Annotated in this window: 25 protein-coding genes; 21 read left to right on the top strand and 4 right to left on the bottom strand. The window is 32.8% G+C overall.

The annotated features are described in order from the left end of the window. Positions 1-67 precede the first annotated feature (67 nt). From BN1242_RS13335 to BN1242_RS13880, 3 genes are all read left to right on the top strand, one after another. On the top strand, positions 68-523 hold the full coding sequence (locus BN1242_RS13335; RefSeq protein ID WP_062351162.1) for a hypothetical protein: 456 nt from the start codon (positions 68-70) through the stop codon (positions 521-523). 66 nt (positions 524-589) lie between these two features. Then, a complete protein-coding gene (locus tag BN1242_RS13610; RefSeq protein ID WP_158661041.1) occupies positions 590-760 on the top strand; it encodes a hypothetical protein in 171 nt (56 codons plus the stop codon). Positions 761-1019: 259 nt separating this feature from the next. After that, positions 1020-1235 (top strand): DUF7695 domain-containing protein, encoded by a 216-nt coding sequence (locus BN1242_RS13880; protein WP_062351165.1) that lies wholly within the window; start codon positions 1020-1022, stop codon positions 1233-1235. Positions 1236-1690: 455 nt separating this feature from the next. On the opposite strand, the gene BN1242_RS03125 is transcribed toward BN1242_RS13880, so the two are convergent. Beyond that, positions 1691-2233 carry a hypothetical protein gene (locus tag BN1242_RS03125; RefSeq protein ID WP_062351168.1) on the bottom strand — a complete coding sequence of 181 codons (543 nt, stop codon included), beginning with the start codon at positions 2231-2233 and terminating at the stop codon, positions 1691-1693. A 726-nt stretch (positions 2234-2959) separates the two neighbouring features. Next, on the bottom strand, positions 2960-3946 hold the full coding sequence (locus BN1242_RS03130) for a replication-relaxation family protein (RefSeq protein ID WP_062351171.1): 987 nt from the start codon (positions 3944-3946) through the stop codon (positions 2960-2962). A gap of 580 nt (positions 3947-4526) precedes the next feature. On the opposite strand from BN1242_RS03130, the gene BN1242_RS03135 reads away from it, so the two are divergent. The 18 genes from BN1242_RS03135 to BN1242_RS03215 all read left to right on the top strand — a co-directional run bounded on the left by BN1242_RS03135 (position 4527) and on the right by BN1242_RS03215 (position 23062). Further along, positions 4527-5465, top strand: coding sequence for a hypothetical protein (locus BN1242_RS03135; protein ID WP_062351174.1), 939 nt, complete (start codon positions 4527-4529; stop codon positions 5463-5465). Then, entirely contained in the window at positions 5377-6228 is an 852-nt protein-coding gene (locus BN1242_RS03140) for an ATP-binding protein (RefSeq protein WP_062351177.1), read from the top strand. The genes BN1242_RS03135 and BN1242_RS03140 overlap by 89 nt, the downstream gene beginning before the upstream one ends. Before the next feature lie 218 nt (positions 6229-6446). Beyond that, positions 6447-6659, top strand: coding sequence for a helix-turn-helix domain-containing protein (locus BN1242_RS03145; protein WP_062351179.1), 213 nt, complete (start codon positions 6447-6449; stop codon positions 6657-6659). Positions 6660-6882: 223 nt separating this feature from the next. Further along, positions 6883-7236 (top strand): recombinase family protein, encoded by a 354-nt coding sequence (locus BN1242_RS03150; protein ID WP_062351182.1) that lies wholly within the window; start codon positions 6883-6885, stop codon positions 7234-7236. 225 nt (positions 7237-7461) lie between these two features. Further along, positions 7462-7920, top strand: coding sequence for a hypothetical protein (locus BN1242_RS03155; RefSeq protein ID WP_062351185.1), 459 nt, complete (start codon positions 7462-7464; stop codon positions 7918-7920). A gap of 18 nt (positions 7921-7938) precedes the next feature. Beyond that, positions 7939-8241 carry a DUF2325 domain-containing protein gene (locus BN1242_RS03160; protein ID WP_062351188.1) on the top strand — a complete coding sequence of 101 codons (303 nt, stop codon included), beginning with the start codon at positions 7939-7941 and terminating at the stop codon, positions 8239-8241. A gap of 72 nt (positions 8242-8313) precedes the next feature. Beyond that, positions 8314-10251 carry an N-6 DNA methylase gene (locus BN1242_RS03165; RefSeq protein ID WP_062351191.1) on the top strand — a complete coding sequence of 646 codons (1938 nt, stop codon included), beginning with the start codon at positions 8314-8316 and terminating at the stop codon, positions 10249-10251. A 176-nt stretch (positions 10252-10427) separates the two neighbouring features. Then, positions 10428-11990 carry a type I restriction-modification system subunit M gene (locus BN1242_RS03170; RefSeq protein ID WP_062351194.1) on the top strand — a complete coding sequence of 521 codons (1563 nt, stop codon included), beginning with the start codon at positions 10428-10430 and terminating at the stop codon, positions 11988-11990. Next, positions 11974-13119 carry a restriction endonuclease subunit S gene (locus BN1242_RS03175; protein ID WP_062351197.1) on the top strand — a complete coding sequence of 382 codons (1146 nt, stop codon included), beginning with the start codon at positions 11974-11976 and terminating at the stop codon, positions 13117-13119. The genes BN1242_RS03170 and BN1242_RS03175 overlap by 17 nt, the downstream gene beginning before the upstream one ends. 11 nt (positions 13120-13130) lie before the next feature. Next, positions 13131-16262, top strand: a complete 3132-nt coding sequence (locus BN1242_RS03180; RefSeq protein ID WP_062351198.1) for a type I restriction endonuclease subunit R — start codon at positions 13131-13133, stop codon at positions 16260-16262. 136 nt (positions 16263-16398) lie between these two features. Beyond that, positions 16399-17472 carry a restriction endonuclease gene (locus BN1242_RS03185; protein ID WP_238985075.1) on the top strand — a complete coding sequence of 358 codons (1074 nt, stop codon included), beginning with the start codon at positions 16399-16401 and terminating at the stop codon, positions 17470-17472. A gap of 263 nt (positions 17473-17735) precedes the next feature. Next, on the top strand, positions 17736-18419 hold the full coding sequence (locus BN1242_RS03190) for a hypothetical protein (RefSeq protein WP_062351201.1): 684 nt from the start codon (positions 17736-17738) through the stop codon (positions 18417-18419). A 21-nt stretch (positions 18420-18440) separates the two neighbouring features. Further along, positions 18441-19304 carry a serine/threonine-protein kinase gene (locus tag BN1242_RS03195; RefSeq protein ID WP_062351204.1) on the top strand — a complete coding sequence of 288 codons (864 nt, stop codon included), beginning with the start codon at positions 18441-18443 and terminating at the stop codon, positions 19302-19304. Continuing rightward, on the top strand, positions 19301-20542 hold the full coding sequence (locus tag BN1242_RS03200; protein ID WP_062351205.1) for a hypothetical protein: 1242 nt from the start codon (positions 19301-19303) through the stop codon (positions 20540-20542). Before BN1242_RS03195 ends, BN1242_RS03200 begins: the two co-directional genes overlap by 4 nt. Before the next feature lie 133 nt (positions 20543-20675). Continuing rightward, positions 20676-21161: an HNH endonuclease gene (locus tag BN1242_RS03205; RefSeq protein WP_062351207.1), complete on the top strand. Its 486-nt coding sequence runs from the start codon at positions 20676-20678 to the stop codon at positions 21159-21161. Between the two features lie 60 nt (positions 21162-21221). After that, entirely contained in the window at positions 21222-22250 is a 1029-nt protein-coding gene (locus BN1242_RS03210) for an IS1595 family transposase (RefSeq protein WP_031538861.1), read from the top strand. 58 nt (positions 22251-22308) lie between these two features. After that, the gene (locus BN1242_RS13615) at positions 22309-22473 is read left to right on the top strand and encodes a hypothetical protein (RefSeq protein ID WP_155986770.1); all 165 of its coding nucleotides are present in this window, start codon (positions 22309-22311) and stop codon (positions 22471-22473) included. Positions 22474-22642: 169 nt separating this feature from the next. Continuing rightward, positions 22643-23062: a hypothetical protein gene (locus tag BN1242_RS03215; RefSeq protein WP_062351208.1), complete on the top strand. Its 420-nt coding sequence runs from the start codon at positions 22643-22645 to the stop codon at positions 23060-23062. A 505-nt stretch (positions 23063-23567) separates the two neighbouring features. Here the strand turns inward: BN1242_RS03215 and istB are convergent. Next, positions 23568-24293 (bottom strand): IS21-like element helper ATPase IstB, encoded by a 726-nt coding sequence (istB, locus tag BN1242_RS03220; protein ID WP_062351209.1) that lies wholly within the window; start codon positions 24291-24293, stop codon positions 23568-23570. Beyond that, positions 24293-25531, bottom strand: a 1239-nt coding sequence (gene istA / locus BN1242_RS03225) for an IS21 family transposase (RefSeq protein WP_062351211.1), incomplete at its 5' end; no start/stop codon positions are given. The genes istA and istB, both read right to left, overlap by 1 nt.

Here is a 25531-nt window from a genome sequence, read left to right on the forward strand (position 1 = left end):
GTCGATAATGAAATGAGATATAACATAATTGCTTTAAGATTAAAGTAGGAAAGGATAGAGTTATCTTATGACAGAAAATAAGAGAAAGTTTGAATGGGTGGATAAGTGGGCAAAGATGACAGGTGAACGCGCAAGGATTGATGCAAAAGTCCATAAGACTGCTATTGTATATAGAACGGAACAGGGATGGGTTAAAGAACATTACGATGGTACAATTGAAAGAATTAATACCGAAGAAAATAGAGGTGGAAAAATCCGAGAGATAGAACGAATAAATAGAATTATGTCACTCATACAAAGGATTTGGGAAGAGCAACCGGACCTACGATTTAACCAATTAATCTCTAACTTGCAATATATGTATTCTTCGCAAAACGAAGGATATGGTCAAAGAATGATGATAGAAAAGGAGTCATCTGTAGATGAAACTGAATCCTCTTATTTGGACTTTTTCTACTTAGAAGATAAAGAGTGGGAAGCATTCTTGCAAAAGATAGTTGATGATCAAAAAAAGGATAATTAGTGATCATTATCCTAATACATTCTCATTAGAAGATAAAATACGGATCAGAGGGATGTACCGTGTTGTGTGATGTTCTTAAAAAAACGTGATTTAATATTAAAAATTGCAGATAAGCATGGAATTGGTAATGTACGGGTATTTGGTACGGTAGCAAATTTTGAGGATGGACCAAAAAGCGACCTTGACTTACTTGTTGATATTGAAAAATTAGGGCATCCAACTGGCCAATATAAATAACAATAAAATTTGGGAGCATTTAAATATTAGAAAGTGTAAGTGGTTTTAAGTCCATCGATTCTAGACATTATGATATATTTTATCATTCAATGCATCATTTTATAGTTTAACGGCTTCAGCTAATACATCTTGCTTTATACTCCAATGAAGGAAATTTTCTGTGACGACATCAATTTTTACGCCCAGCATATCTTCAACTTCATGTTTGAATTGAATGAAATCAAATAAACTTCTTCTAGGTGGAAAGGAATGATACTAAGTGAAAAGGGTATTAATAAACAAGGTTCGTTGTAAAAAGTGCGACGATATTATCGAATCAAAACACAGTTATGACTTTAAAAGATGTAGTTGTGGAGCTATATTTGTAGATGGAGGGAAGAATTACCAGCGATATGGCTGGGGGATGAACCAGACTGAAAATACAAGACTTGAGGATTATATAGATTTTAGTTATTCAGTTTATGAAGATGATTGAAGATAGGATTCTAGATGAAAGAGTCATATAAAAGTTAAGCTCTTGGACTGCTCTTATGTAAAAAGTAGCTTCAGTACGGGATTTATGTAAAGGGTTATCAAGTGATCCTGTTATACGTAATAAAAGAATGAAGAGAGTGGTCGGCCAACGGCTTTAAGATTTGCTACATAAGGGACTCTCCTAAATCTACTAAATATATGCCTTTATATAATCTAGTAAAATAGAAATTAATAAGATGTTACCCCTGTTTAAAGAAACAGGAGCAACCTTTCTATTCCTATAACTGGTTACTAATTGTGGCTAATATTCTAGTTGAACTTTAAAGATTCTATTTTGCATAAGACTGTATTGGTCGATGTTTTACGGATGACCTTCCTCTGGAAAGTCTTTTTGTTTCTCTCTGCCCTTTTTTCAGAACTATTATGTGAATTCCATACACCAAGATTGATGTAGTGTTATAAAATGCCCATCAATGATTTTTTCTCATACTGTCTTAAAAAATCATAAAAACGATAGTTATCTAACTCACGTAATTCAGTAATAAAATAGCCGCCACGTCTTTTATTAAACATTGTTTCCTCCTCATCGCTATAGACAACATCCACTAACTCAAATTGATTATTCCAAATGACATACACAAAGTTACCGATGTCGTACCACTTGCTTCGTTCATGTTTGATTAGTGTTTGGTTTCCAAGGAAAATGGAAGGATGAACTTCTGTTTCAGTCTCAAATATCTCAGCAATGTGGGCTAATAAATGAGTGTCAGTAAAATAATGCCCCCAGAAAGAGTATAACCCTTCCCCTTTCCAGCGGATATCCAAATCTATATCTTCCAAATCAATTGGATCGTATTTTAAATCTATCATCAAGAACTCGATGACTTGACTTTTCAAATCTTCTATTGATGAGGCAAAGAATTCACCTTCTATATTATCCTCGTTAACATTGAGCATTTCTTCATAGAGTTCCTTTTGCATATTTTGACTTAGTTCCATTACAAAGCTTCCTTTCCATTTGTTTTTGATGCAGTGATTTTAATGTAAAATGAATGACATATTTGCATTAGGTTGACAATTTTAGCTATCTTTCCTCCTTAGATATTTGAAATATTATACTTTCTTCTATTTCTTATTCGAAGGGGGAATAAGAAAACAGCCTAGTTTTATGGAAATAATTAATTGTTAAAGCCAAAAGGAGAAGTCACAGTAGTTATTTTTTTCCTTTCCCAAGTTACTAATAGTGTTTACCGTTTAATTTCTGAATAGAAAAGAAGTGTTCTCCCCTTTTAAAATGGATAGCCTAAGCATCTAGCAGCACTGTTATGACTTTTATTCCCTCGACGCCTTGTCAAATAAGATATGGTAACAATTAAAGGTAACTAATAATAGATACTAGGAAGAAGAAAAGAACATATAAGTTAGAGAAAATACTGGAACAGCGAATGTCAGTCATGGTATCCATTATTGGTTACCAATCGTATGATAATCGCAATTTATAGTGTGGAAAGTTAATGTATAAGTTTATTACTTAGGATAATGGTTACTAATATTCGTAACGAATAGGAAAATGGTGAAGAAAATAAAGAAGATTAGGATGAGACAAGTATTGATATTTCAGAGGTTAAACGTGGTTTCTATTAATGGTAACGTATATTGTAATCTATTCAGAATAATTGTAGTTTATTATGTATGCAGTCATTCGAAATGAATGACTGGTGGGGTTTAAAACCTTGTTAGTACGTTATCAATTGCCTTCTCATTGTCTCTTAACGGATGAATAATGAGCATCAATCCGGATTCATCTAATCTTTTCTTTATTGCGGGATCTGCGACAAATCTCTTAATAATATTATCCCCTCTTTTTATACCGTTCGTAAGTTTAGAGCGGTTAGAGAAACTACTATCTGCGATAACAAGGTCCATGATATGAAGTTCCTCTTTATTTCTCTCAGCTAAAATTGCATATTTAAAGACTTTTTCTATCAATGTTTCGATGGGTTCAGTCCCCATATCCAACTCAATATTAATATAGGCATTTTTAGCTTTTTTCGATTGTAACTCAATGATCCAATCGGGTTTTACAAAGGTCATCGTTTTACCAAATGTACTAGAGTTTCCATTCATGTGTTTTGCTATATAAGAATGATAAGCGCCTTTATTATGGCGATGCAAATTTTTCTCTTTCCGTATCCATTCAGTGTATTGAAAGACCGATGGTGAATGGGAAAATAAAGTTATATCATAAAAGCCAGTATATTTAATTTCATTTGAGGCCTCACCCTTAATGACTTTGGCATGAAGACTGTTCAATATGTTAATGGCTGCCTGCTGAGTAGCTAAAAAGTGCATCAAATTCTTCTTTTGGTTAAACTTGTAGATTTTTGATTTATTATAGGATTGGTCTAATAAATTATATTTAATAAGCAAATCAATACCCTTACTACCTATACATAAATATTTAAATCGTTCTCCATCAAATCCCTCACTATAATTATAACCACGGATCAAGTAGTAATCTTCGAATTTACGAATTCGGTTTTTAAAACTGTATTCCTTTATTCTAATTTCAAATATTTTTGTAGCAACTTGATATAGTTGCTGCATTGTTAACATCCTTTGTTGTTCTAGAAAAGCTAAAAGTTGTAAGTCAGTTTTAGATAATTCTAATCGTTGTTTGGCATTTTTCTTTAATATTATCCTATCAGGCATAATCTCTCTCCTTTCAAATTTTGGGGTGAATATTTTTTCTATTGTAGAACTCTTTTTATTCCTCCTATCTACCTACTATTGTTTGGCCTCAATATGTCAGCTTAGACCGTGCTAATTCTACAAGTAATACACTTCCTACAAGTAATGAGATTGGAATGCTATATTGAAAAGATTAACCTACATTACTTGGGTAGTTGATTGTTTTGAGGAAGTGATCTTTTAAATAGTGTACTTTCAAATTTGGATATTTCTAGTTCTATGAAAGAAAACATATAAAATCAAAAATTGTGGTTACTAATAAAAGAAATGTAAAAAAATACTTGCAAAATAAAATCATAGTTGTATAATGATAGTCAAATAAATAATTTGAACGACTTTCTCAACAATAAGGGAAAAACCCAAGAGGAAGTAGTGAAATATGCACATATATTTGTGTATAGATTTTGCTACGTCTGTCTTGGGTTTTTCTCTTTTTTATTTGAAAAATTCAAATGGCAGACGTAGACAAGGAGATGATATTCGGAAAACAAAATTCAAACTAGGTTAGAAAATATATTTAGTAAGAGGTGAGAGTATTAAATTGCGAAAAATAAAAAAGGCTGTCATTAGAGAAGATTTGGTGGCATTAACAAGCAGCATGGAAGAAGCTGTAATCTTAGGTCAATTAATTTACTGGATAGATCGTATGAAAGATGCTGAACAATATAAGGCTGAGGAAAGAGAACATCTATATAATGACTCAGCATATAAAGGGTCTTTTAAACACGGTTGGATTTACAAGAAAGCTGATGAGTTGGCGGATGAAGTGATGCTTGGTGTATCGGCGAATACGATTCGAAAGTATCTAGGTAAAATAGTAGAAAAAGATTTTGTTAAAAGAAGAAACAACCCTCGGTATAAGTGGGATAAGACATTACAATATCGTGTGAACTTGGTGAAAGTCATCTTAGATTTAAGCAATTTGGGATATCCGATAAATGAGTACAAACAGTTATTACGAATTAAAGAAAATGATACTTCGAGCAAACAAACGATTCCTCCGAATGTAGAAAAAGATGATTCGAAGCCCAATGATTGCACAGCAATACCAGAGATTACTACAGAGATTACTCCAAAAATTAATTCAGAGACTTCTTCGCCAAATGAATGGATTGAAGATGAAATTGACATTTATGATACAAATCAATTTGAATTAATTAGTAACACCTACTTGGGTCTTAGCAAAAACAAGCAGTTATCGCTTAATGATCAAAAAGCGATTAGGGATGTTGTAGACGAAAACTGGGAGACTCATCGAGTTATTGGTTGGATAAAGGATTGTTTCAATAACTTTAAACCGAAACACAAGTTAGATAATATCCGGACATTCCAATATGTAGCAAATTACATTTTTGATCAAGCTTATAAATACCAACAGGAGGTTATTGAGGATGAACAAACTACAGGATATATTGCCCAAGACGAGTATTTCCAACGATTCAGTTCAGCCATTAAACAAAATGCCGGGGAGATTAACTAAGGCGACAGATGATTGTATGTACAGAGAATGTGATGGATCTGGACTGATTCATGTTATTAAGGAAAATGGATATGAATATATGATGATGTGTAAATGCAGAGAATACAAAGAACTGTTGCGTAAAATTAAGACTGCTAGAATACCAGATGAATATTTAAATAAAAGAATCCAAGATTTCGATACAAAAATCTATCAGATAAACGATAATGGTAGAGTAGCGCAATATGCTAAGAAAATTGCAACACGCTATGTAGAACAATATCCAGAGTTGGAGGACATGAGCAAAGGATTATACTTTTATAGTAATGTAAAAGGATCTGGTAAAACGCTTCTGTCAATTGCAATCACCAACGAACTCATCATCAAGTATCAGATCAAGCCAATGTATATTTCGGTAGTAAATATGCTAAATGAGATGAAGCATTCATTTTCTATTAAAGATCCTAACAGAAACTTTTATAATTTAATGGAATCATTTAAGCAAGCTCCAGTATTGTTAATGGATGATTTAGGTGTTGAGAAAACAACAGATTGGTCGGAGGAGGTTTTGACGCAAATCTTAGATGAGCGAATGAGTTACAAAAGACCGACTATTATCACATCTAATATGCCGATACAGTCACTCCAAAAGAAGTATCCTGCTGGGAGGATAAAGAGCCGTATTGAAAAGATGACATTCCAAGTTGTTATGCCCGAAGAGAGTGTAAGAGAAATAATATCTAAACAGGAAAATGATGAATTGGCAAAGATGTTTTTAAAATGAAGTGGATAAATGTGTTCGATCCTTAAAATATAGAAAAAGATTGTTAGAATATAGTTGTAACAGTAAAAAAGTAGAATTGAATATAGATCTAAAAAGGGAAAACCCCATTTTTATAGAGTGACAGCGTTGTGTTTATGCTGCAGTCTTTTAAAGGTGGTTTTCTCTTTTTATTTATCTTGAAGAACACGCATTTAACAAAAGGAGGGGAAAATTAAAACATGAAAATCATTGTTAAAGATTCCGATAAACTACGAGCAATGTTAATTGAAAAAGGATTTTCTCAACGAGAGTTTTCGAGACATACCGGATTAAGTGAAAATTACTTTAACCAAATTGTTAATCATAAGAAAAACCCTAGCCCAGCGGTTGCAAAGAAAATATCAAATCAATTAGGTTTAGAATTTCATGATGTTTTTCAAATTGAAAGATAAAAAGGATAGAATTCAATTTTATCAATAACAAGTATGATGCTTATGTATTAGTGAGCAAGAAGATAATTTCGGATCTAGAGAATATGGTTAAATTATCGTCTAAAAATATTAAAAAACTTTTTGGTATCCTCTTCAAATATCAAAAAACGAGGATACAATGTTTTACACAAGTCGATGAAGTATATTTTAATAACAAATAAATTTTTGAGGAGAGAAACAAAATATGAAATATTTTGCTTATGTTCGAACTAGTAATGGAAAAAATAAAGAGGATTCTTTACAAAAACAGACAGGAATAATCGAGGATTTTATTGTTCAAAACAATTGGTACTTAGATTCTGTTTATGCGGATATTGGTTTAGGAAGCAATATTAATAAAAATTTTATTAAAATGATTGAAGATGCACAACAAGAAAAAATCGATGCGATTATAGTGAGCGATCCATCACGAATTTCAAGAAATTCCGATTATCTATCTTTTATAATCGAAAAACTACGAGAAGAATATAAAATCCGTATTATTACAGTTGATTATGGAGTTAATACTTTTTTGCATAATAACCTACGTGAATTGTAATTGAAATTAAAAATCAGTTTGAGTAGTTCTATTCTAATAGTAGACAGAGAAGGCAATCCGACATTAGATGTTTGCCTTCTCTTTTTTCACATTTGAAAAAGGAATAAATAAAAATTTAAAAAGGAATTACAAATACCCTTTACAAGTATTGATGATTTATGATATAACTATTTTAGACAGAAAAATGAAGTTAAAACTTTATAAAACATTGGGAGGGTTTCTATTATGAATAGAACAGTTGCAGAAAGAAGTAGAGTAGCGACAAATAATCAAAGTATGTTTCAACGTGATTTACTTTTGGAGGAACAAAAAAGGAATTTAAAATACCTTTCAGAAGTATTTGGGGAAATTGGGTTTGTTGTTGAAACTGTAGAAATAGATTCAAGAGCAATATTTGCACCAATTGTTAAATTTGTTAACCATGAAAAGAAAGTAGTAAAGTTCAATACGCTTTTAAGCATAATGGGATTGAATAACTTTAGGATCACTCCTAGAGGGAAATTAGTAAAATTTGAGACAGTCCTGAAAAAGAATGTCAACAGAGAAGGTAATACGAGAAAACAACACATTAGTAGAATAGCAAAGGTAACACAATCAGACGTTAAGTTACTAGCAGACCTATTAAGTAGTAAACGTCAACAGATTACTACGTATTTAAATGTTACTAGGGAATTAGAAATTTAAGAGATGGAGTGAGTAAATATGAAAAAGGTTGCCATTATTGGTGGTGATAATAAAAAAGGATACGAGGACAAGTTAAAGACATTAAATTTTGAGTTAAAATATCATGATGGAAGAATAAAAAGGAAGAGGACCAAAAATTACTTCAGCAACTTATTAAAAGATGTTGAATGTGTTATAGTTATACTATCAGCTGTATCTCATGGTACAATGTATGCAGTTAAAGATGTTGCAGATAAATTTGGAATTAAAGTGGTTTATCACCGTAGTAAAGGAATTTCTAGTGTTATAAATGCTGTCCACGAGAACGTGGCTTTTTATTAAAAGATAATTAAAAGGAATTTGAAATACCTTATTAGAATAAATTTAATACATTAATGAGGAGTTGTTGCTTTGATGGATAACATTGAGTTAAGAGCAAATAAAACAAGTAGGGCAATTGGCGAACGACTTAGAGGAGAGGTAGAGTCTTATCAATACCATGAAGTAGGAAGTAGAATTTTTACAGCAAAATTCTTGTTAGTAAATAAAAGTCATTCAATAACTATACCAGATGATATGTCGTGGGAAAGAATCAGTTCTTCTCACTATAATATAGGAAATCTGATTGATGAGTTATTTCATAAGATTGCGCATAACAATGAGTTTAATCTAGATCTGCTAAGTAGTTTTTCTCTTTCAAAGATAGGAGACCATGTACTGTATGATTGCCTAATGATTATGGACCAAAGTTCTTTAACAATAGAAGAGTTTCAAGATGCAAAATTAACTGGTCAATATTTCTTACATCTCATACAACGACTAATGGAAAGTGATGGAAAAGAGTTAGGAACATCTATAACACCAGAAGGATTAAATAGACTTATGATACGAATATTAAAACCTTCTAATGGCAGTTTGTACGATGGAGCAGCAGGAATTGGGGGATCGTTAATTGAAGCTTATCGTTTCAATAATGACATTTCAATGTATGGGCAAGAGATAAATGAATCAAATGTTGCTCTAGCTTACATGAATGCAATTGTAAATGGAATAGATTTATCAAAATTTCAAATAGCAAAAGGTGATACATTGTTCTCTCCCGCATTTATAGAAAATGATAGTAACTTAATGCAGTTTGATTATATTGCGATGAATCAGCCCTTTGGTTTGAAATTAAACAATATACAAATGATGGATTATGATCCTTATGGTCGTTTTAGCGGTAGAATGGGAAAAATCAGTAGAATGCATGGTGATCTAGCGTTTTTACAACATACAGTTGCATCTATGAATGAAACAGGAAAAGCTGCTGTAATAGTTCCTGTAGGAGTATTATCAAGAATCTCTCATGCTGAAAGGGCATTTAGAGAATATATTGTCAACAATGATATTATCGAGGCTATTGTATTATTACCAAATAAACTCTTCTCGTATACAACGATTCAAACTGTGCTACTAGTATTAAATAATAAGAAGCACTCAAGTAGAAATCAGCAAGTTTTGTTTATAAATGCTGAAGAACAGTCTACAAGCAAGGGACGGTCACAACATTATTTAACACAAAACAATATTGAAACAATTGTTGCTATGTACGAACAATCTTCAACAGATACAGAAGATGTGAAAATTGCTAACCTGTCGGAGATTATAGAGAATGAATTTAATTTAAATCCAAATCACTATTTTACAAGCCAAACCGTGGAAACCCAATTTGGTGATGTCATTATAAATAAAGCTGTATATGATGAAAAGGTTAAAAATAAGAGGACTTTAAAAGAAATAGCCCAATTATCGCGCGGAGTTAACTTACCAGCTAAGAATACAATTAAAGAAGGCCAAAAAGGATATAAGGTTATCCAACTAAAGGATGTAGAAGATGGTAAAATAGACTTAGAAGGTATTGAAGTAATCCCAGTTAAAAATGCTGAACGTTATCTGGTTGAGATTGGTGACATTATTATTGCTAGTCGTGGAACGGCTTATAAAGTGGCAATCGTTCCCGACCATAATGAATCTTTAGTACTATCTAATATGTTTATAAGAATTAGAATTAAGGATAAGGCATATAAGCCGGAGTACATTAAAGTTTTCCTTGATAGTCCAGTTGGTGTGGCTCTCATTGAGGGAATGAAAAAAGGTGGAACTGTAAAAGCATTAACAACGCGGGACATTGAGGATATTGAGTTTCCTGACATTGATTTAAATGATCAAGAGAAAATAGTACAGACAGTAAAAGATGCTGAACTGAAATATATGGGATTGCTCCAACAAGCAAATGAAGTATTAAAACATGGAAAATTAAGTGCTTATACTAAGATGGGAATTGATATGGTAATCGAGAATTTAGATTAATGAAGCCAAGTCAGCTCATTTACAAAATTTTATGGGCTGACTCACAACGATTTACCATCTTAAAGTGTAGTTTAAAAATGATGTATAAGTAAATGTGTTCTGGAACTTATGCGAAAATTTACTATATTAATGAAAATAAATAATTATAAATTCTACTAAAAGATAAGGAGATTATTATGACTACAAAAAAAGTTAAAGAGGAAAAATCGATAGAGGCGCAGTTATGGGATACAGCAGTTAAGTTACGTGGCACAGTTGATGCTGCATATTATAAAAACGTGGTTCTAGGTTTAATCTTTTTAAAATTTATTAGTGATAAGTTTGAGAAACAACGACAAGAATTGATAGACAAAGGGCAAGAAGCATTCATTGACATTCCTGCTTTTTACACACAAGACAATGTTTTTTATCTTCCTAAAGAATCTCGTTGGAGTTATATTATTGCAAATGCAAAACAAAACGATATAGCTATTAAAATTGATAAAGCTTTGAGTGATATTGAAAGTTCCAATGAATCTTTAAAGGGTGCGCTACCGGACAATAATTTTTATTCCAACTTAGGTATAGAAAGATCCAAATTATCATCGTTACTTGATGCAATAAATAGAATTGATACTCAAAAAAATTCAGAAATTGATTTAATTGGTCGAGTTTATGAATATTTCTTACAAAAGTTTTCAATTGATGGAGGGAAAAAGGGCGAATTTTATACGCCTAAAAGTATAGTCAATTTAATTGCAAATATGATTGAACCATATTCAGGAATTGTCTATGATCCTTGCTGTGGGTCTGGAGGGATGTTTGTTCAATCAATGAAGTTTATTGAAAGCCATAATGGAAATAAAAAGAACGTATCCATTTATGGACAAGAACAAAATAGGGAAACTTTTAAATTGGCTAAAATGAACCTTGCTTTACGTGGTATTGGTGCGAACTTAGGGGATGAGCCTGCAGATACGTTCGCAAAAGATCTTCATAAGGATCTAAAAGCAGACTATATAATGGCAAATCCACCATTTAACTTAAAGTCATGGCGGGGAGAAAAAGAACTTTTAAAAGATGAACGTTGGCAAGGTTATGATGTTCCTCCAGTAAGTAATGCTAATTATGCTTGGATATTAAATATTGTATCTAAATTATCAAGTAACGGTATTGCTGGTTTCTTACTAGCTAATGGTGCGCTAAATGCAGGTGGAGTGGAATATAAAATTCGGAAAAATTTAATAGAAAATAATTTAGTTGAAGCTATTATAGTCTTACCAAGAGATATGTTTTATAGCACAGATATTAGTGTTACTCTGTGGATAATAAATAAAGATAAAGGTTCTCAAAAGTCAAAGATTAATGGTGAGGAAAAAGAAATTCGTGACCATAGAGATGAGGTCTTGTTTATGGATCTAAGAACATGGGGGGTTGAATACGAGAAAAAGTTTATAGAATTAACTAATGAAGAAATCAATAGGGCCACGGAAATTTATCATAATTGGAAAAAGGGGACTGACTATCAGGATATACCTGAGTTATGTTATTCAGCGAGAATGGAAGAGATTAAATCTAACGACTATTCATTGGCACCAAGCAAATATATAAAATTTGTTGATCGTGATACAGGATTAGACTATAAAAATGAAATGTCAAGAATACAGGGAGAGGTTGCTAACTTAATAAAGAAAGAGAAGGAATCACAGCAAGCAATAATAGAGGCATTTGAGGGATTAGGTTATGAAGTTAGATTATAGAGAAATTGGTGAATTTATACAACTAGTTGATAATAAAAACAAACTCAATAAATTTACTGTTGATGATTTGAGAGGTGTAAACATTAATAAAGAATTTATGCCTTCAGTTGCAAATACAACAAATTTAGATTTATCAAAGTATAAGATTGTAAAATACAATCAGTTTGCTTGTAATTTAATGCATGTTATGAGAGATGAAAGACTACCAATCGCATTGAATAAAGAAAAAAAACCTATAATTGTCTCCCCGGCATATAGCGTTTTTGAGATTAAGGATACGGATGTAGTCCTACCAGAGTACTTATTGATTAATTTTCTAAGGCCAGAGAATGATAGGTTGGCATGGTTTAAATGTGATAGTAGTGTTCGTGGCGGGTTGGAATGGGAACGTTTATGTGAAATCAAAATTCCTATAATACCAATTAGTGAGCAGAAGAGAATTGTTAAATTATACACTTCTATAAAGTTGAATAAAGAATATGTTCATTCTAGTCTAAATGACTTAAAAATCATTACGGATTCCTATATTGATGGGATCAAGAAGACTAAACCATATGTGAAAATTGGCAGCTATGTTGAACAAAGTGATTTAAGAAATAGGGATCTACCAGAACCATTGGAAGTTAATGCAGTAAAGGGAATTTCAAACAATAAAGTTCTTATCGAAACTAAGGCTAATATGAGTAATGTAAACTTAGGTGGATATAAGGTTGTTGAGAAGGATTCATTTGCATTTGTTACAGTAACTTCAAGAAATGGCAATAAAATATCTATTGCCTTAAATAATGGATCTGAAAAGTTAGTATCGAGTACGTACGTCGTCTTTAAAGTGATAAATAAACAAAAGTTATTACCAGAATTTCTATATCTTTGGTTTAATAGAGCGGAGTTTGATAGATATTCACGTTATCACTCTTTAGGTAGTGCTAGAGAGGTATTTAACTGGGAGGATATGTGTGATGTAGAAATCCCACTCCCTTCCATTGAAGAACAACAAGCTATAATTAAGATTCACCATATTTTGGAAGGTAGAATGAAGCTCGTTGAAGAACTTGAAAGGCAAATTAAAGATTTAGCACCCATATTAATGCGTGGGGTAGTAGAAGAGATGAAGCAGTTAAATTATTAGGAGGGGATGAATTGGTAAGTTTTGATGAAGCACGATTAGAAGATTCTATTATAAAATTATTAGAGAAACAAGGATATGAATATTCACTAGGATCAACCATTACTAGGAATTATAAAACAGTCCTTTTAGAGCAAGACTTAAAGGATTTCTTGGCTGAAAAGTATCAATCAGTTGATATTACTGAATTAGAAATTAATCGTATTGTGTCATCTTTAACTACCCTGTCGCCCTATCCTTTATATGATGGAAACCGTGAGATTATGACGAAGATTTCTGATGGATTTATTTTAAATAGAGAAAATCAAGAAGATAAAGGTTTTGTGGTTTCATTAATTGATTTCGAAAATCCTGAAAACAATAAGTGGCGTGTTGTTAATCAATTTACGATTAAAGGTCCTGAAGAAACAAGGCGTCCTGACCTTTTAATTTTTATTAATGGCCTACCGCTTATTGTTTGGGAATTTAAGTCTGCAATAAAAGAAGATACAACTATTACAGATGCTTACAATCAAGTTGCAATTCGCTATAGAAGAGGGATCCCAGAACTGTTAAAATACAATGCATTCACAGTTATTAGTGATGGTGTAAACAATAAATATGGATCAATTTTTGCTCCTTTAGAATATTTTTATGCTTGGAGAAGAATTGACGAGAACTCTAAAGAGGTAGATGGTTTAGATTCATTATTCACAATGGTTGAGGGCTTATTTGATAAGGAGCGATTGCTTGCAGTTTTAAAAGATTTTATCTATTTCCCAGACGACTCCCAAAAGGAAGATAAAATAGTGGTTCGTTACCCACAATTTTTTGCAGCAAATAAATTATTTAATAATATTAAAAGTCATATGAAACCTAATGGAGATGGAAAAGGTGGTACTTATTTCGGGGCAACTGGATCTGGTAAAAGTTATACAATGTTATTTTTAACTAGGTTATTGATGCAAGATAGCTATATGAGTAATCCAACTGTATTAATAATAACCGATAGATCAGATTTAGATGACCAGATGGGTGAAATGTTTGCTGAATCAAAGAGATTTATTGGTGATGATACTATTTTAAGTGTAAAATCTAGGCAACATTTACGGGAAGAGTTGACAGGGCGTCAAAGTGGAGGAGTCTATTTAACAACAATTCAAAAGTTCTCTGAAGATACAAACTTACTCTCGGAGCGTACTAATATTATTTGTATATCGGATGAAGCTCATCGAACGCAAACAAATTTGGATAAAAAAACTAAAATTACTGATTCTGGGGTAAAACAAAGCTATGGTTTTGCAAGGTATTTACACAATGGGTTTCCAAATGCAACGTTTGTTGGGTTTACAGGAACTCCTGTCGACGCGACTATTGATGTATTTGGACCAGTAATTGATTCGTATACGATGAAAGAGTCTGTTCGTGATGGTATTACAGTTGATCTAATATATGAGGGGCGTGCTGCAAAGGTAAACCTAGATGAAAGTAGATTACAAAAGATTGAGGATTATTATATATTAGCTGAGAAACAAGGGGCAAATGAGTATCAAATTGAAGAAAGCAAAAAAACTGTTGCCACTCTTCAAGTTATTCTTTCTGATCCAGATAGGCTTAGAGCAGTTGCAGATGATTTTGTCAGACATTATGAAAAACGAGTGGAAGAAGGTGCAACCGTTGAAGGTAAGGCAATGTTTGTTTCTTCTAGTAGAGACACTGCATACTCATTTTATAAAATATTAAAAGAAATCCGCCCTGAGTGGTTTATTATTAAAAAACTTGATGACTCTAATTCAGAAACGAAAGCAATTGAAATGGTAAAACTTGTCATGACAAGGAATAAAGATGATGAAAAAGAATTGTATAATATGCTTGGAGATTCAAAATATAGAAGTGATTTAGCTCAAGAATATAAGAAAGTAAATTCAAACTTTAAAATTGCTATTGTTGTGGATATGTGGTTAACGGGGTTCGATGTACCATCATTGGATACTATTTATATTGATAAACCAATCCAAAAGCACACTTTAATTCAAACTATATCCCGAGTAAATCGAGTTTATAAAGGTAAAGAGAGAGGATTAATTGTTGACTACATTGGAATAAAGAAGAGCTTGAATGAAGCAATGCGACAGTATACAAACTATCAAACTGAGGAATTACCTGATATATCACAGGCAATTAAAATTGTTAGAGATGAATTAGAAGTACTAGATAAGATCTTTTATAAATTTAATAAATATAAATATTTTTTTGGGGATTCTCTTGAACAATTGCAGGCATTGAAAGATGCAGTCGAATTTATACAAGTCACTGATCAGTTAGAAAATAGATTCATGTATTCAGTCAAAAGATTAAAAAGTGCGTTTAATTTGTGTAGTACATCAGATAAATTTAACAAGGAAGATCGGGATAATATTTCCTTTTATACTGCAGTTCGTTCTGTTTTATTCAAACTTACAAAAGGGAAAGCGCCTGATTTACAACAAATGAATGCTAAAGTAAGGGAATTACTTGAAGCTGCTATTATTTCAGATGGAGTAGAACAAATATATGAAATAGGAAAAGATACAAAAACCAAGAATAGCGAAATTGATATTTTTAGTGATGAATATCTAGCTAGAATTAACGCAATTGAAAAGCCAAATACTAAGATTAAGATTCTTCAACAGTTATTAAGGCAATCTATAGAGAACTTTAAGAAGGTAAACAGGATTAAAGGAGTAGAGTTTGAAGAACGATTAAGAAGACTAGTAGCATCATATAACGACAGGCGTAAGGAAGAAGCCTTTGCTTCAGAAGTACTAGACGAAGTGGCTGAGCAACTTTCAGAGCTAATGCAACAATTGAAAGAGGAAAAGAATTCATTTGAAAAACTAGGAATTGACTATGAAGAAAAGGCATTTTATGATGTCTTAAAGTATGTCCGCAACACATTTGAATTTGAGTACCCTGAAGAAAAGTTGATTCAACTTTCAAGAGAGGTTAAAAAAATAGTAGAAGATAAATCTCAATATACTGATTGGAATACCCGATTAGATATTAAAGCTCAATTACAAGTAGATTTAATCCTTTTATTGGCTAAAAATGGATATCCTCCTGTTTCATTGGATACTGCCTATAAAGAAGTGTTGGAACAGGCTGAAAATTTGAAGATGAATTTGTAACTAAAGTAAACTCGAAGGTGAAATATAATTGAAGCAAAGGAATAGGATAACAGCGCGAAACAAGAGGTTTATGTAAATATAAGAACATCGAATGTCAGTCATTTCTAGGAAAAGTTAGGAGAGGAAACTTTTGCGGATGACTGACATTTTTATTGTTAATATTTGGAAAGGGTGGAGTTTTATTATGACAGTTTGGTTATTTCGTGCAGGAAAACAAGGGGAATTCGAAAATAAGTTTCTAGATGATGAGAGGGTATATCTTACTTGGGATGACCTTAATATAGATTTAAAAGAAATCGATTCAAAGGAAACTCTATATAAACGATTAATCGAGCATTATGATTTAGATAAAGAAAAAACAGCGATTAACTGGGCTTCTCAAATTTGGCCAATTGCACACGCAATGAAGCAAGGGGATTTAGTAATCTTACCTTCAAAGTTTAACCGAACAATACACATTGGTGAGGTCGCGGGTGATTATGTTTACGAAGAATCACTTGGAAGTCCTTATTACCATTATCGTAATGTAAAGTGGATTGCAAAAGATATACCAAGGGATCGTTTTGATCAGGATATATTATATTCACTAGGTGCTTTTATGACGGTTTGTAAAATACATAGAAATAATGCAGAAGAACGCATAAGAGAAATGCGTAATAATAATTGGTATGTCCCAAAAAATAAGAATGTGAAGGAACTGGTAGAGGAAAATGAAGAGACGGTTTCTATTGATTTAGAAGAATATATTTATGACCAAATTTCTGAGAGGATTATTCAACGATTTAAGGGACATAAAATGGAGAATTTGGTTGAGGAAATCTTGAAAGCAAAAGGATTTACTACGTATAGAAGTCCAGAAGGTGCGGATCACGGTGTAGATATACTAGCAGCTTCCAATACACTTGGCTTTGGAAATCCAAAAATTTGCGTTCAAGTAAAAACATCGGACACGCCTCTTGATAGACCGACATTAGACCAATTGATAGGAACAATGAGTAATTACAGTGCAGACTTTGGTCTGTTAGTCTCATGGAGTGGTTTCAAATCATCTGTTACGAAAGAAATCCCTAAGCAATTTTTTAAGGTTCGTCTATGGGATTCCAAAACCATTATTCAACAAATCTTCGAGAATTACGAAAAGCTTAGCGATGAAATTAAAAAAGAAATTCCTATTAAGAGAGTTTGGATGTTAGATAGTGAATTGGAATAGAAACAAGTGTATTGACCAAATAAAACCCTTTTAACTGGGTAAATTGTAAATTTTTATGGAAGGGGGGATAAGCAATGTAAGTTCCTTGAATCTAATACTTCATTTAAGTTTTATTACAGAAAGAAATATAAGATTATCTGGAAAGGGAGATAACTTATAATAAAATTTATGATAGGATATAGGTGATTAAAATTTTAAATTAATTATATTGTTAAAAGCCAAATTAAATATAATTTGGAATAGCAGAGGGTAGTGTTAAAAGTATGAAAGGTAATTCCTTTAAGTATTCAGATAGAGGGTTTGAAAGTGAAGAATTATTGATTCAAAATTTTTTAGATACTGGATTTAATAGATTCTTTAGAAAGGGTTATAAAGTAACTAGAGAATTTGAAATTGGCTCAGGAAGAGCTGATATATTACTAGTTCAAATAGATGAACGATCCTGTTTATTTAAAAATAAAGTGACTCTTAATCCTACCGAAATATTAATTTCTAGTATTCTGTATCACAAAAAGCCGATATCAATTAAAACATTGAAAACAAGAACGGGACTAACCCCAAAGAAACTATTAGCGAACTTAACTAGTTTAACTGAAAAAAAATTAATAGAGGAAACTAGTTTGAACTGTTACATAAAAAATGAGAGCTTAACTCCCTATTATAAATATTTAGTTTCAATTGAAGGGAAACTTAGTAGATGGGAGGAAGCTTTAACCCAAGCCTATCGGAACAGGCTTTTCTCAAATGAATCGTATGTATTGTTGGACAATAAATATATATATAACGCATATAAAAATTTAAACTCCTTTAAGCAATCTAATGTAGGGCTGATATCAATCGATGCAGAAACTAGAGAAACTAGAATGGTCTTCAGGCCAAAGAAGACAAATCCACTTTCAAACCATTTTGTTTGGAGGGCAGGATACTACTTAAAAGAACGGATATAATCACTCAAGGGGGAGATGGGAATGGTTTTTGATATTAGCGCTGGTGAAGTTCAGGCATTACTACCAGAATACAGTATAAAGCAGAGATTAAGGCCAAGTGCGCAAAAAGCTGTTTTTATAGCTGAAGATAAAGATAAAAATAAGGTAGCGTTAAAGATTTATAATCCACATGCAAATATTGAGCGGTTGAGAAGAGAGATTGAAGTAATGATGAAACTTGATTCACCGTATGTTGCAAGTTTAATAGAATTTAATCAGAGGGTAACTGCACAAGGTTCAATTATTTATATAGTAGAGGAGTTTGTCGACGGTCCTGATCTTGCTACTGTAATGGAGAATAAAGATACAATGAAAGAGCAAGAATTAATACCTTTTCTTGGTAAATTATTATTTGGACTTAGGGATATATGGGAACATAAGGTAGTACATCGTGATATAAAGCCCGCAAATATAATGATAAACTCTAACGGTGATCCTGTTATTATCGATTTTGGTATTGCTAGAAATTTGGAGTTAGAAACCATCACACAAACACAATTGCCTATAGGTCTCTGTACACCTAAGTGGGGCGCACCGGAACAGATTTTAAATAAAAAGACCTTTATAGACTGCAGAAGCGATATCTATTCATTAGGATTAATTGCATATGAGTTGGTTACAGGTGTCCACCCAATATGGAAAGAAAGCATTTCATTTGATGATAATCTACAAAGAATGCTTAGTATTCAATCACCTAAACTTGAAAAAGATATGGTTCATTCATCGCTAGGAAACTATATATATAAAATGACACAATTGGAGCCTTTTAAACGCTTTAGAAATCCAAACATTGCTATTCGTAATTTAAAATCAATTGCAGATGAAATAGGGTGTGATTTTATATGAGATCATATTCGGGACCTAGCTTTTATTATCAACTTGGTCATCAGGATCAAAAAACCGCTAAAGAGTTACTGTCCCTAGGTATTGGAAGAGGGGTAATTTTCAGTCCTCGTCACCTAAAGGTTCAACAGTTAGAAAAGTATATTCAGGAATATAACAGTATTACACCTCACCCAAGAATTATTATTGACCCCCAGATTTATAACCCAAAATTTCAACATAGTGATGGTTACGATTATGGTGACATAGTAGACTCTACATATGCATTAGAGGATGATATTACTTTAGAACAATTAGTTAATGAGGCACTTGATTTTCAACTTCAGCAAGGTGTGGATACTTATATAATTCCATGTAACTATATAAGTCAATTTAATAACGCATGGCTAGAACAGCTTATTAAGCTATCAACGATTGGTGAAGAATGGAAAAGAGAACATGAAATTCATAATGATGTTCTTTTAACTGTTGCTTGCTCTAGTTCAATAATAAGTAACCAAGAATTTAGATACGAGTTACTTAACACTTTAACTGGTCTAGATGTAGATGGCTTCTATACTGTATTTGGAAACACAGATGGTAACAGTGATATCTTACCAAAGGATTTAGAATATATAAAAGGTTTATGTGATATTACATTTAGACTAAAACAAAATGATTATATAGTAATAGACGGCTATACTTCTTATGCAGCAATATTACAATTTCCTTTTGGTTTGGATGGTTTTGCAAGTGGCGGATTTAATAATAGACGCTTATTTGATCCAATGTCATTTGATGAGACAGATAATGATGGTCCAAGAACTCCAAAGCCAAGATTTTGGTCGATAGAAATATTAAATAGTTTAATATACCCTGACGAACTTGAATTAATTAGCGAGGAGGGATTACTAGAGAAATTAGTATCAGATCCTGAAAATGTCCCTACATTCGCTAAAACCCTCTTTAATGCTTCTAGCCCGGCGGAAGCTAGTGAATCATGGAAAAGAAAGGCGAGTTGGCAACATTACTTTTGGTCATGTCAAGAGTTAGTAAATATCTTTAAGGATTTAAATTCTAAACAGAGAGTGGATAAAGTATTTGAGTTACTAGCAAACGCAGTTGAGATTTACAAAGAAATAAATAGACGAGGAATTAGATTAAGAGGTGAAGCAAAAGGGGAACATATTATTGTATGGCTTAATGCTTTTACTAGTTATTTTGAAGAAGTTAAAGATGAGTTGTTTATAGAATATAATTAACAATAAATCTAATATGTAATTAAAACACCTATTGCGAACAAAGTGGTTGCATCTGTTGGCAGCTTACTACCTCATTATATTATTAAAAATCGAATAAACTATGATTCTAATGAAGTTTGGAGGCTGATATCCAGTGCATTATAAACCGATAATGGAACCCTTTACTTTTCCTGTGAGGATAATAGATACTGAAAAACAAAAAGCTGTATATCTTGGTAACAAGGAAAGCAGAAAATGTATGTTTTGTGGAAAAGCAAAAGGAGAAGTTACTTTTAAGAAAGATGCCCATGTTATACCAGCCTCTTTAGGTAATAGAATCCTCTTCAATTACAATGAATGTGATGACTGTAATGAGCATCACTTCGGGGTTCATGAAAATGAACTGGCAAATTACTTGATGTTAGATAGAGTATTTATAGGAGCAAGGAAAAGAGTTGGATTACCTAAATATAGGCCTAATCCAAAAGGTGGAAATTCAATGGAACACCTTCCTGATAGTAATACCGTGAGTATTAAATTAGATGATCTAGAAGACAGGTTTGAAATTATAAATGATGATGAAAGTAAAAATATTATTTTTAAAATAAAGGCTCTGTTAAAGGCAAATGTTGATATTTGATACCTGTCAAAAAACTTGATATAATTAACACAAGAACGAACATTCGAGGAGGTTTTCAAGGTGAGCAAAGCGTTTAGCAACTTATTAAAGCATATTGATAAATTGCCACACACTCAAAAAGAACAAGTTTATCAATGGGTTAAACGCTATGTTGAACCTTCTTCCTCCGCAGGTGGTCGTTTAATCAATGAAATGAGAGAAACTCGCTTCAAAGAAGGTTTTGAATGCCCTCATTGTACATCGGAACACGTTGTTCGATTCGGAAAGTACAATGGTCGCCAACGTTATCGTTGTAAGGCTTGTAGCAAAACCTTTACTGATACAACCAATACCGTCTTGTACCGTACCCGAAAAGGAAACGAATGGATTACATTTGTTGATTGTATGTTCAAAGGTTATTCCCTCCGAAAGTCCGCTGAAATCGTAGGGGTTACTTGGGTTACGCTTTTTTATTGGAGACACAAACTGTTAAACGCTTTAAAGCAATTGGATGTTGAACATTTTGAAGGTATCGTTGAAATTGACGAGACCTATTTCCTATACTCTCAAAAGGGACAACGTGGCATTACTGACCGTAAACCTCGTAAACGTGGTGGAAAATCCAAGCACAGAGGAATCAGCCACGAACAAGTTTGTGTCCTCGTTGCCAGAGACCGAACAAAAGCAACCATCTCCAAAGTTGCTTGTATGGGGCGTATTGTAAAACCGAAAGTCGATACCTTGATTGGTTCTAAACTATCCAAAGAAAACGTAATTGTAACCGATGCTTGGAGGGCTTACAAAACCTATGCAAAAGAAAAAGGTTTAGAGCATTACCGTATTAAATCAGACGGTGGCAAACACGTTATTAAGGGCTTATATCACATCCAAAATGTCAACGGTCTTCATTCTCGCTTAAAACAATGGATAGACCGTTTTAAAGGTGTGGCTACAAAGTATCTTGACAATTACCTTGCTTGGTTTTTATTTGTTGATAGTCGTAGTAACGAAAGTACAAATCAACATATAAAAGAATTCCTATTAACATCATTTGTATTTGAGATGACAGACACATATGACAGTTTGCGACAGTCAAAATTTACTGTGTAGTTTCCATTTGTTAGGGCAAAATATTTTATTAATCCCTTATGAAATTGGAGGTCATTTAATGCAAAGGTATTTAATCGGAATTGTAATGATTATTTGTGGAATAATACTCCTATTTATGGCAAAGGGAAGAAGTTTTTTAGAGATTGAACAGTCACTTGTGATTGCTTATTCCTTTTTAGTATTTGGTGTTATTTATATTTTTTATAAAATGCTTCGTAAGTGATTATTATCTCCGCAAATAAAGAGTTTTTTCGCCCTTAATAGTTCGGGAAACCAGTGAGAAGTGGTTTCCCGAACTTTTCTCCTAAAAATCAACATTAAAATTTAACAGAGCCAAAATAAATGATCCACTTCCTTATAGGCCTGTAGATATATGTAAAAGTTTAACTCATATGGTTTGGCCATTTCTATCAAAAGATAGAAGAGATAATTTAAAGCATATTCCACAATGGTTGTTAGGGGAATTTGACATTCTACCCTTGTATTTGGATGTTGCATTTGTTCCGGGAAATGGCTTTTCTAAAGTGATTTTAGAATGCTGGGAGTCAAAAGATGGTAATTTTCCATTAATGGTACGTTTTACCTTCGGATTAAAAATATTAACATTCTATATACCAGCATCAAAAAGTTTATCCAAGGCACCTATTAGAAATGAGATTTATATTCAAATCCCAGAACATATTGAGGAATTATCGGTAGATGGTTTGAAGATTAATGAGAATAAACGGTTAAGACCAGATTATCTAACCTATACTATGAGTTATAACAGCGCTGAGGAATTAGATCTTGAAAAGGACGACAGCAGAAAATAATGTTAAAGATCTATGGATATTGTATGAGAGGAGCTGCGCAAAATTTAAATAGGATTTAGGATAAGAAAATTCATAATTTATCTAAATCTATTATGGGTATATTTAATAGACAATTTTCTAAGGAATAAGGATAAAGGCGGTGAATTAAATAATTCATCGCCTTTATTATTTTACTTAACTTTTCATTCAAATTTCACTTTTTTGTTCAGTATCAACGTAAGCCCGAAATAAGAAAATGCGCACCTTCAAGGGTACGCATGCCAAATAACCGTAAAATCCTGATTTTTCAATTCGGATTCACGGTTATTTCATTTTATATGCTACATTCTTTTCGGATCATCTTCGACCAAGGCAAGTACAAATTTATAACATCTGGATTTCTATGAATATCTAAATTTGGTAAATCCTTCAGTAATTTTACAAGATACCGATAAAAATGTATTTGGCAAGAGAAAAATGTATAAAACGGCAATCCTTTTTACAGTTCACTTGCCAACATTAAATTTTAAATACCTCTTAATGCCAACGACTCTTTCATCCGGTTACTATCACCCCCAAAAAGTACTAAATGGGAGTGATGTATCAACCGATCTACTACTGCTTCCGTTAGAATTGGGTCTCCAAATACATGGTTCCACTGTCCGAACTGGAGGTTTGTAGTAATGATAATACTCCTTTTCTCATAACACAGAGAAATCACTTGGAAAAGGAGCTCTGCTCCTTGCTTATGCAATGGAATATAGCCAAGCTCATCGAGTATCAATAAATCAAGCTTTTCAATTTTTTTAAACAGCTTATTCAGCGTTCCTTTCTCATTCGCCTCTAACAGTTCATTGGCGAGAGAGGCAATTGTATAAAACTTTACTCTTTTGCCATACTTTTGTATGGCATTCATTCCGATTAGTGTGGAAAGATACGTTTTTCCTGCACCAACCCCGCCATAAAAAATCATATTTTCTTTTGATTCAATAAAATCACCATTTAAAAGATTTTGTTGACTTAAGCCTTGTCCAAGCTGGATGTCTTTCCAGTCGAAAGGTTTGCCGGACACGTTTGGCAAGGTTGCCGCCTTTAGTAGAAGATTAATTCTTCTCTCCTCGCGCTGCTCTATTTCCTTTTCAAAAAGATGTAGTAAATATTCTTGCGAATCTTTCACATCTACCGTATGGAAATTTTCACGAATCCAACTAAGTTTTAATCGTTTGGCATATTCCTGAATCTTATCTTGCATCATGCTTGCCTCCTTTCTATAGTAAAGAAGGCATCATATCGGCTCATTCCACGTTCTGCCGGTGGCATAGCTGGAACATTAGTTTTCAACTTTAGTGTTTGTCTATGGCCACGACCATGAACTAGTTGATGAAAGACTTGTTTTATTGCTTCCGAAGATGGATGACTTCCTTCAGAGGCTATTTTTAATGCTTCTGTAGCCATCTCTAGACGATGTTCTTTTAATATCGTAGATAATAAGAGTAATGCCTTTTTCTTTTCCTCCATTGTGCATTCATGTAAGTATTTTTGCCATATTTCAGGAAGCTGATTATAAAATGTTGTGTACTTTAGAGCATTTGGTCTTTTTGCCATAAGCGATAGATATGGCTGCCAATTCATTGACTTCGATGTCTCCCCATATAGGCGTTCATGGCTCACTATTACCTCATAATCATCCGTAAGGATATCGATGCGATTATAGGTTACACCTACTAATACTTTTTGATTAGAATAACGAGGAGAAGTGGAATACCTTTTCATATCGACTTGTACATAACCATATTTATCAGCCTTCAATATTTCATAACGTATTCCCGAATACTCTTTAGGTGGTAAATATAATAAAGCATCCTTATCTTCCTCAAATAATCTACTAATCTCTTCTTTTTTTTCGTAATGAGGACGGAATCGATCATTCTCCACCTCAGTCCATAACCCACTATTTAAATCTTCTAATCTATATATCTTACGTTCAGGTAAAAAGAAGTTGTTTCGTACATATTTAACCATTGCTTCTACATGGCCTTTCTCATTTCCAGCACCAGGATTACAAAACTCATATTCAAAACCATAGTGCAATACAAATTTTTCGAAGGCTTCTGTAAGTTCACGCTTCCCATGTGAGAGTATTTTCTTCACTGCGGGGGATAAGTTATCGAAACGGATTCTTTTTGGCACTCCTTCTAAATGATGAAAGAATCGCTTTAATCCTTCTAAGAAACAGTCCTGATTTTGAGATTCAAAAACCTGAACTAAGAATGAATTACTATATGGAAATGATAGAACAAGATACGGAAGATCTATAACTCTACCATTTCTTTTAAATGGTGCTTCACCGAAGTCCACTTGTGCATCACCTGGTCTTGCTTCTAATGGTAGTGCAGCTTCTTCACTTTCCTCAAGCAATTCCTTTTTTCGTTTAGAAACATACGCTCTTACTGTACGATCAGATCCTTTGAAATCAACTTCATCTACAAG

The organism is Bacillus kwashiorkori (assembly GCF_001375515.1).
Taxonomy (GTDB): Bacteria; Bacillota; Bacilli; order Bacillales; family Caldibacillaceae; genus Bacillus_BK; species Bacillus_BK kwashiorkori.

What these genes read in the sequence shown, in the direction of transcription:
- BN1242_RS13615 (WP_155986770.1), top strand. Translation starts at nt 22,309, where the DNA reads ATGCAAAGGTATTTAATCGGAATTGTAATGATTATTTGTGGAATAATA.
- BN1242_RS03200 (WP_062351205.1), top strand. Translation starts at nt 19,301, where the DNA reads ATGAGATCATATTCGGGACCTAGCTTTTATTATCAACTTGGTCATCAG.
- BN1242_RS03155 (WP_062351185.1), top strand. Translation starts at nt 7,462, where the DNA reads ATGAATAGAACAGTTGCAGAAAGAAGTAGAGTAGCGACAAATAATCAA.
- BN1242_RS03125 (WP_062351168.1), bottom strand. Translation starts at nt 2,233, where the DNA reads ATGGAACTAAGTCAAAATATGCAAAAGGAACTCTATGAAGAAATGCTC.
- BN1242_RS03190 (WP_062351201.1), top strand. Translation starts at nt 17,736, where the DNA reads ATGAAAGGTAATTCCTTTAAGTATTCAGATAGAGGGTTTGAAAGTGAA.
- BN1242_RS03170 (WP_062351194.1), top strand. Translation starts at nt 10,428, where the DNA reads ATGACTACAAAAAAAGTTAAAGAGGAAAAATCGATAGAGGCGCAGTTA.
- BN1242_RS03150 (WP_062351182.1), top strand. Translation starts at nt 6,883, where the DNA reads ATGAAATATTTTGCTTATGTTCGAACTAGTAATGGAAAAAATAAAGAG.
- BN1242_RS03215 (WP_062351208.1), top strand. Translation starts at nt 22,643, where the DNA reads ATGGTTTGGCCATTTCTATCAAAAGATAGAAGAGATAATTTAAAGCAT.
- BN1242_RS03185 (WP_238985075.1), top strand. Translation starts at nt 16,399, where the DNA reads ATGACTGACATTTTTATTGTTAATATTTGGAAAGGGTGGAGTTTTATT.
- BN1242_RS03175 (WP_062351197.1), top strand. Translation starts at nt 11,974, where the DNA reads ATGAAGTTAGATTATAGAGAAATTGGTGAATTTATACAACTAGTTGAT.
- istB (WP_062351209.1), bottom strand. Translation starts at nt 24,293, where the DNA reads ATGCAAGATAAGATTCAGGAATATGCCAAACGATTAAAACTTAGTTGG.
- BN1242_RS03140 (WP_062351177.1), top strand. Translation starts at nt 5,377, where the DNA reads ATGAACAAACTACAGGATATATTGCCCAAGACGAGTATTTCCAACGAT.
- BN1242_RS03165 (WP_062351191.1), top strand. Translation starts at nt 8,314, where the DNA reads ATGGATAACATTGAGTTAAGAGCAAATAAAACAAGTAGGGCAATTGGC.
- BN1242_RS03195 (WP_062351204.1), top strand. Translation starts at nt 18,441, where the DNA reads ATGGTTTTTGATATTAGCGCTGGTGAAGTTCAGGCATTACTACCAGAA.
- BN1242_RS03160 (WP_062351188.1), top strand. Translation starts at nt 7,939, where the DNA reads ATGAAAAAGGTTGCCATTATTGGTGGTGATAATAAAAAAGGATACGAG.
- BN1242_RS03145 (WP_062351179.1), top strand. Translation starts at nt 6,447, where the DNA reads ATGAAAATCATTGTTAAAGATTCCGATAAACTACGAGCAATGTTAATT.
- BN1242_RS03130 (WP_062351171.1), bottom strand. Translation starts at nt 3,946, where the DNA reads ATGCCTGATAGGATAATATTAAAGAAAAATGCCAAACAACGATTAGAA.
- BN1242_RS13335 (WP_062351162.1), top strand. Translation starts at nt 68, where the DNA reads ATGACAGAAAATAAGAGAAAGTTTGAATGGGTGGATAAGTGGGCAAAG.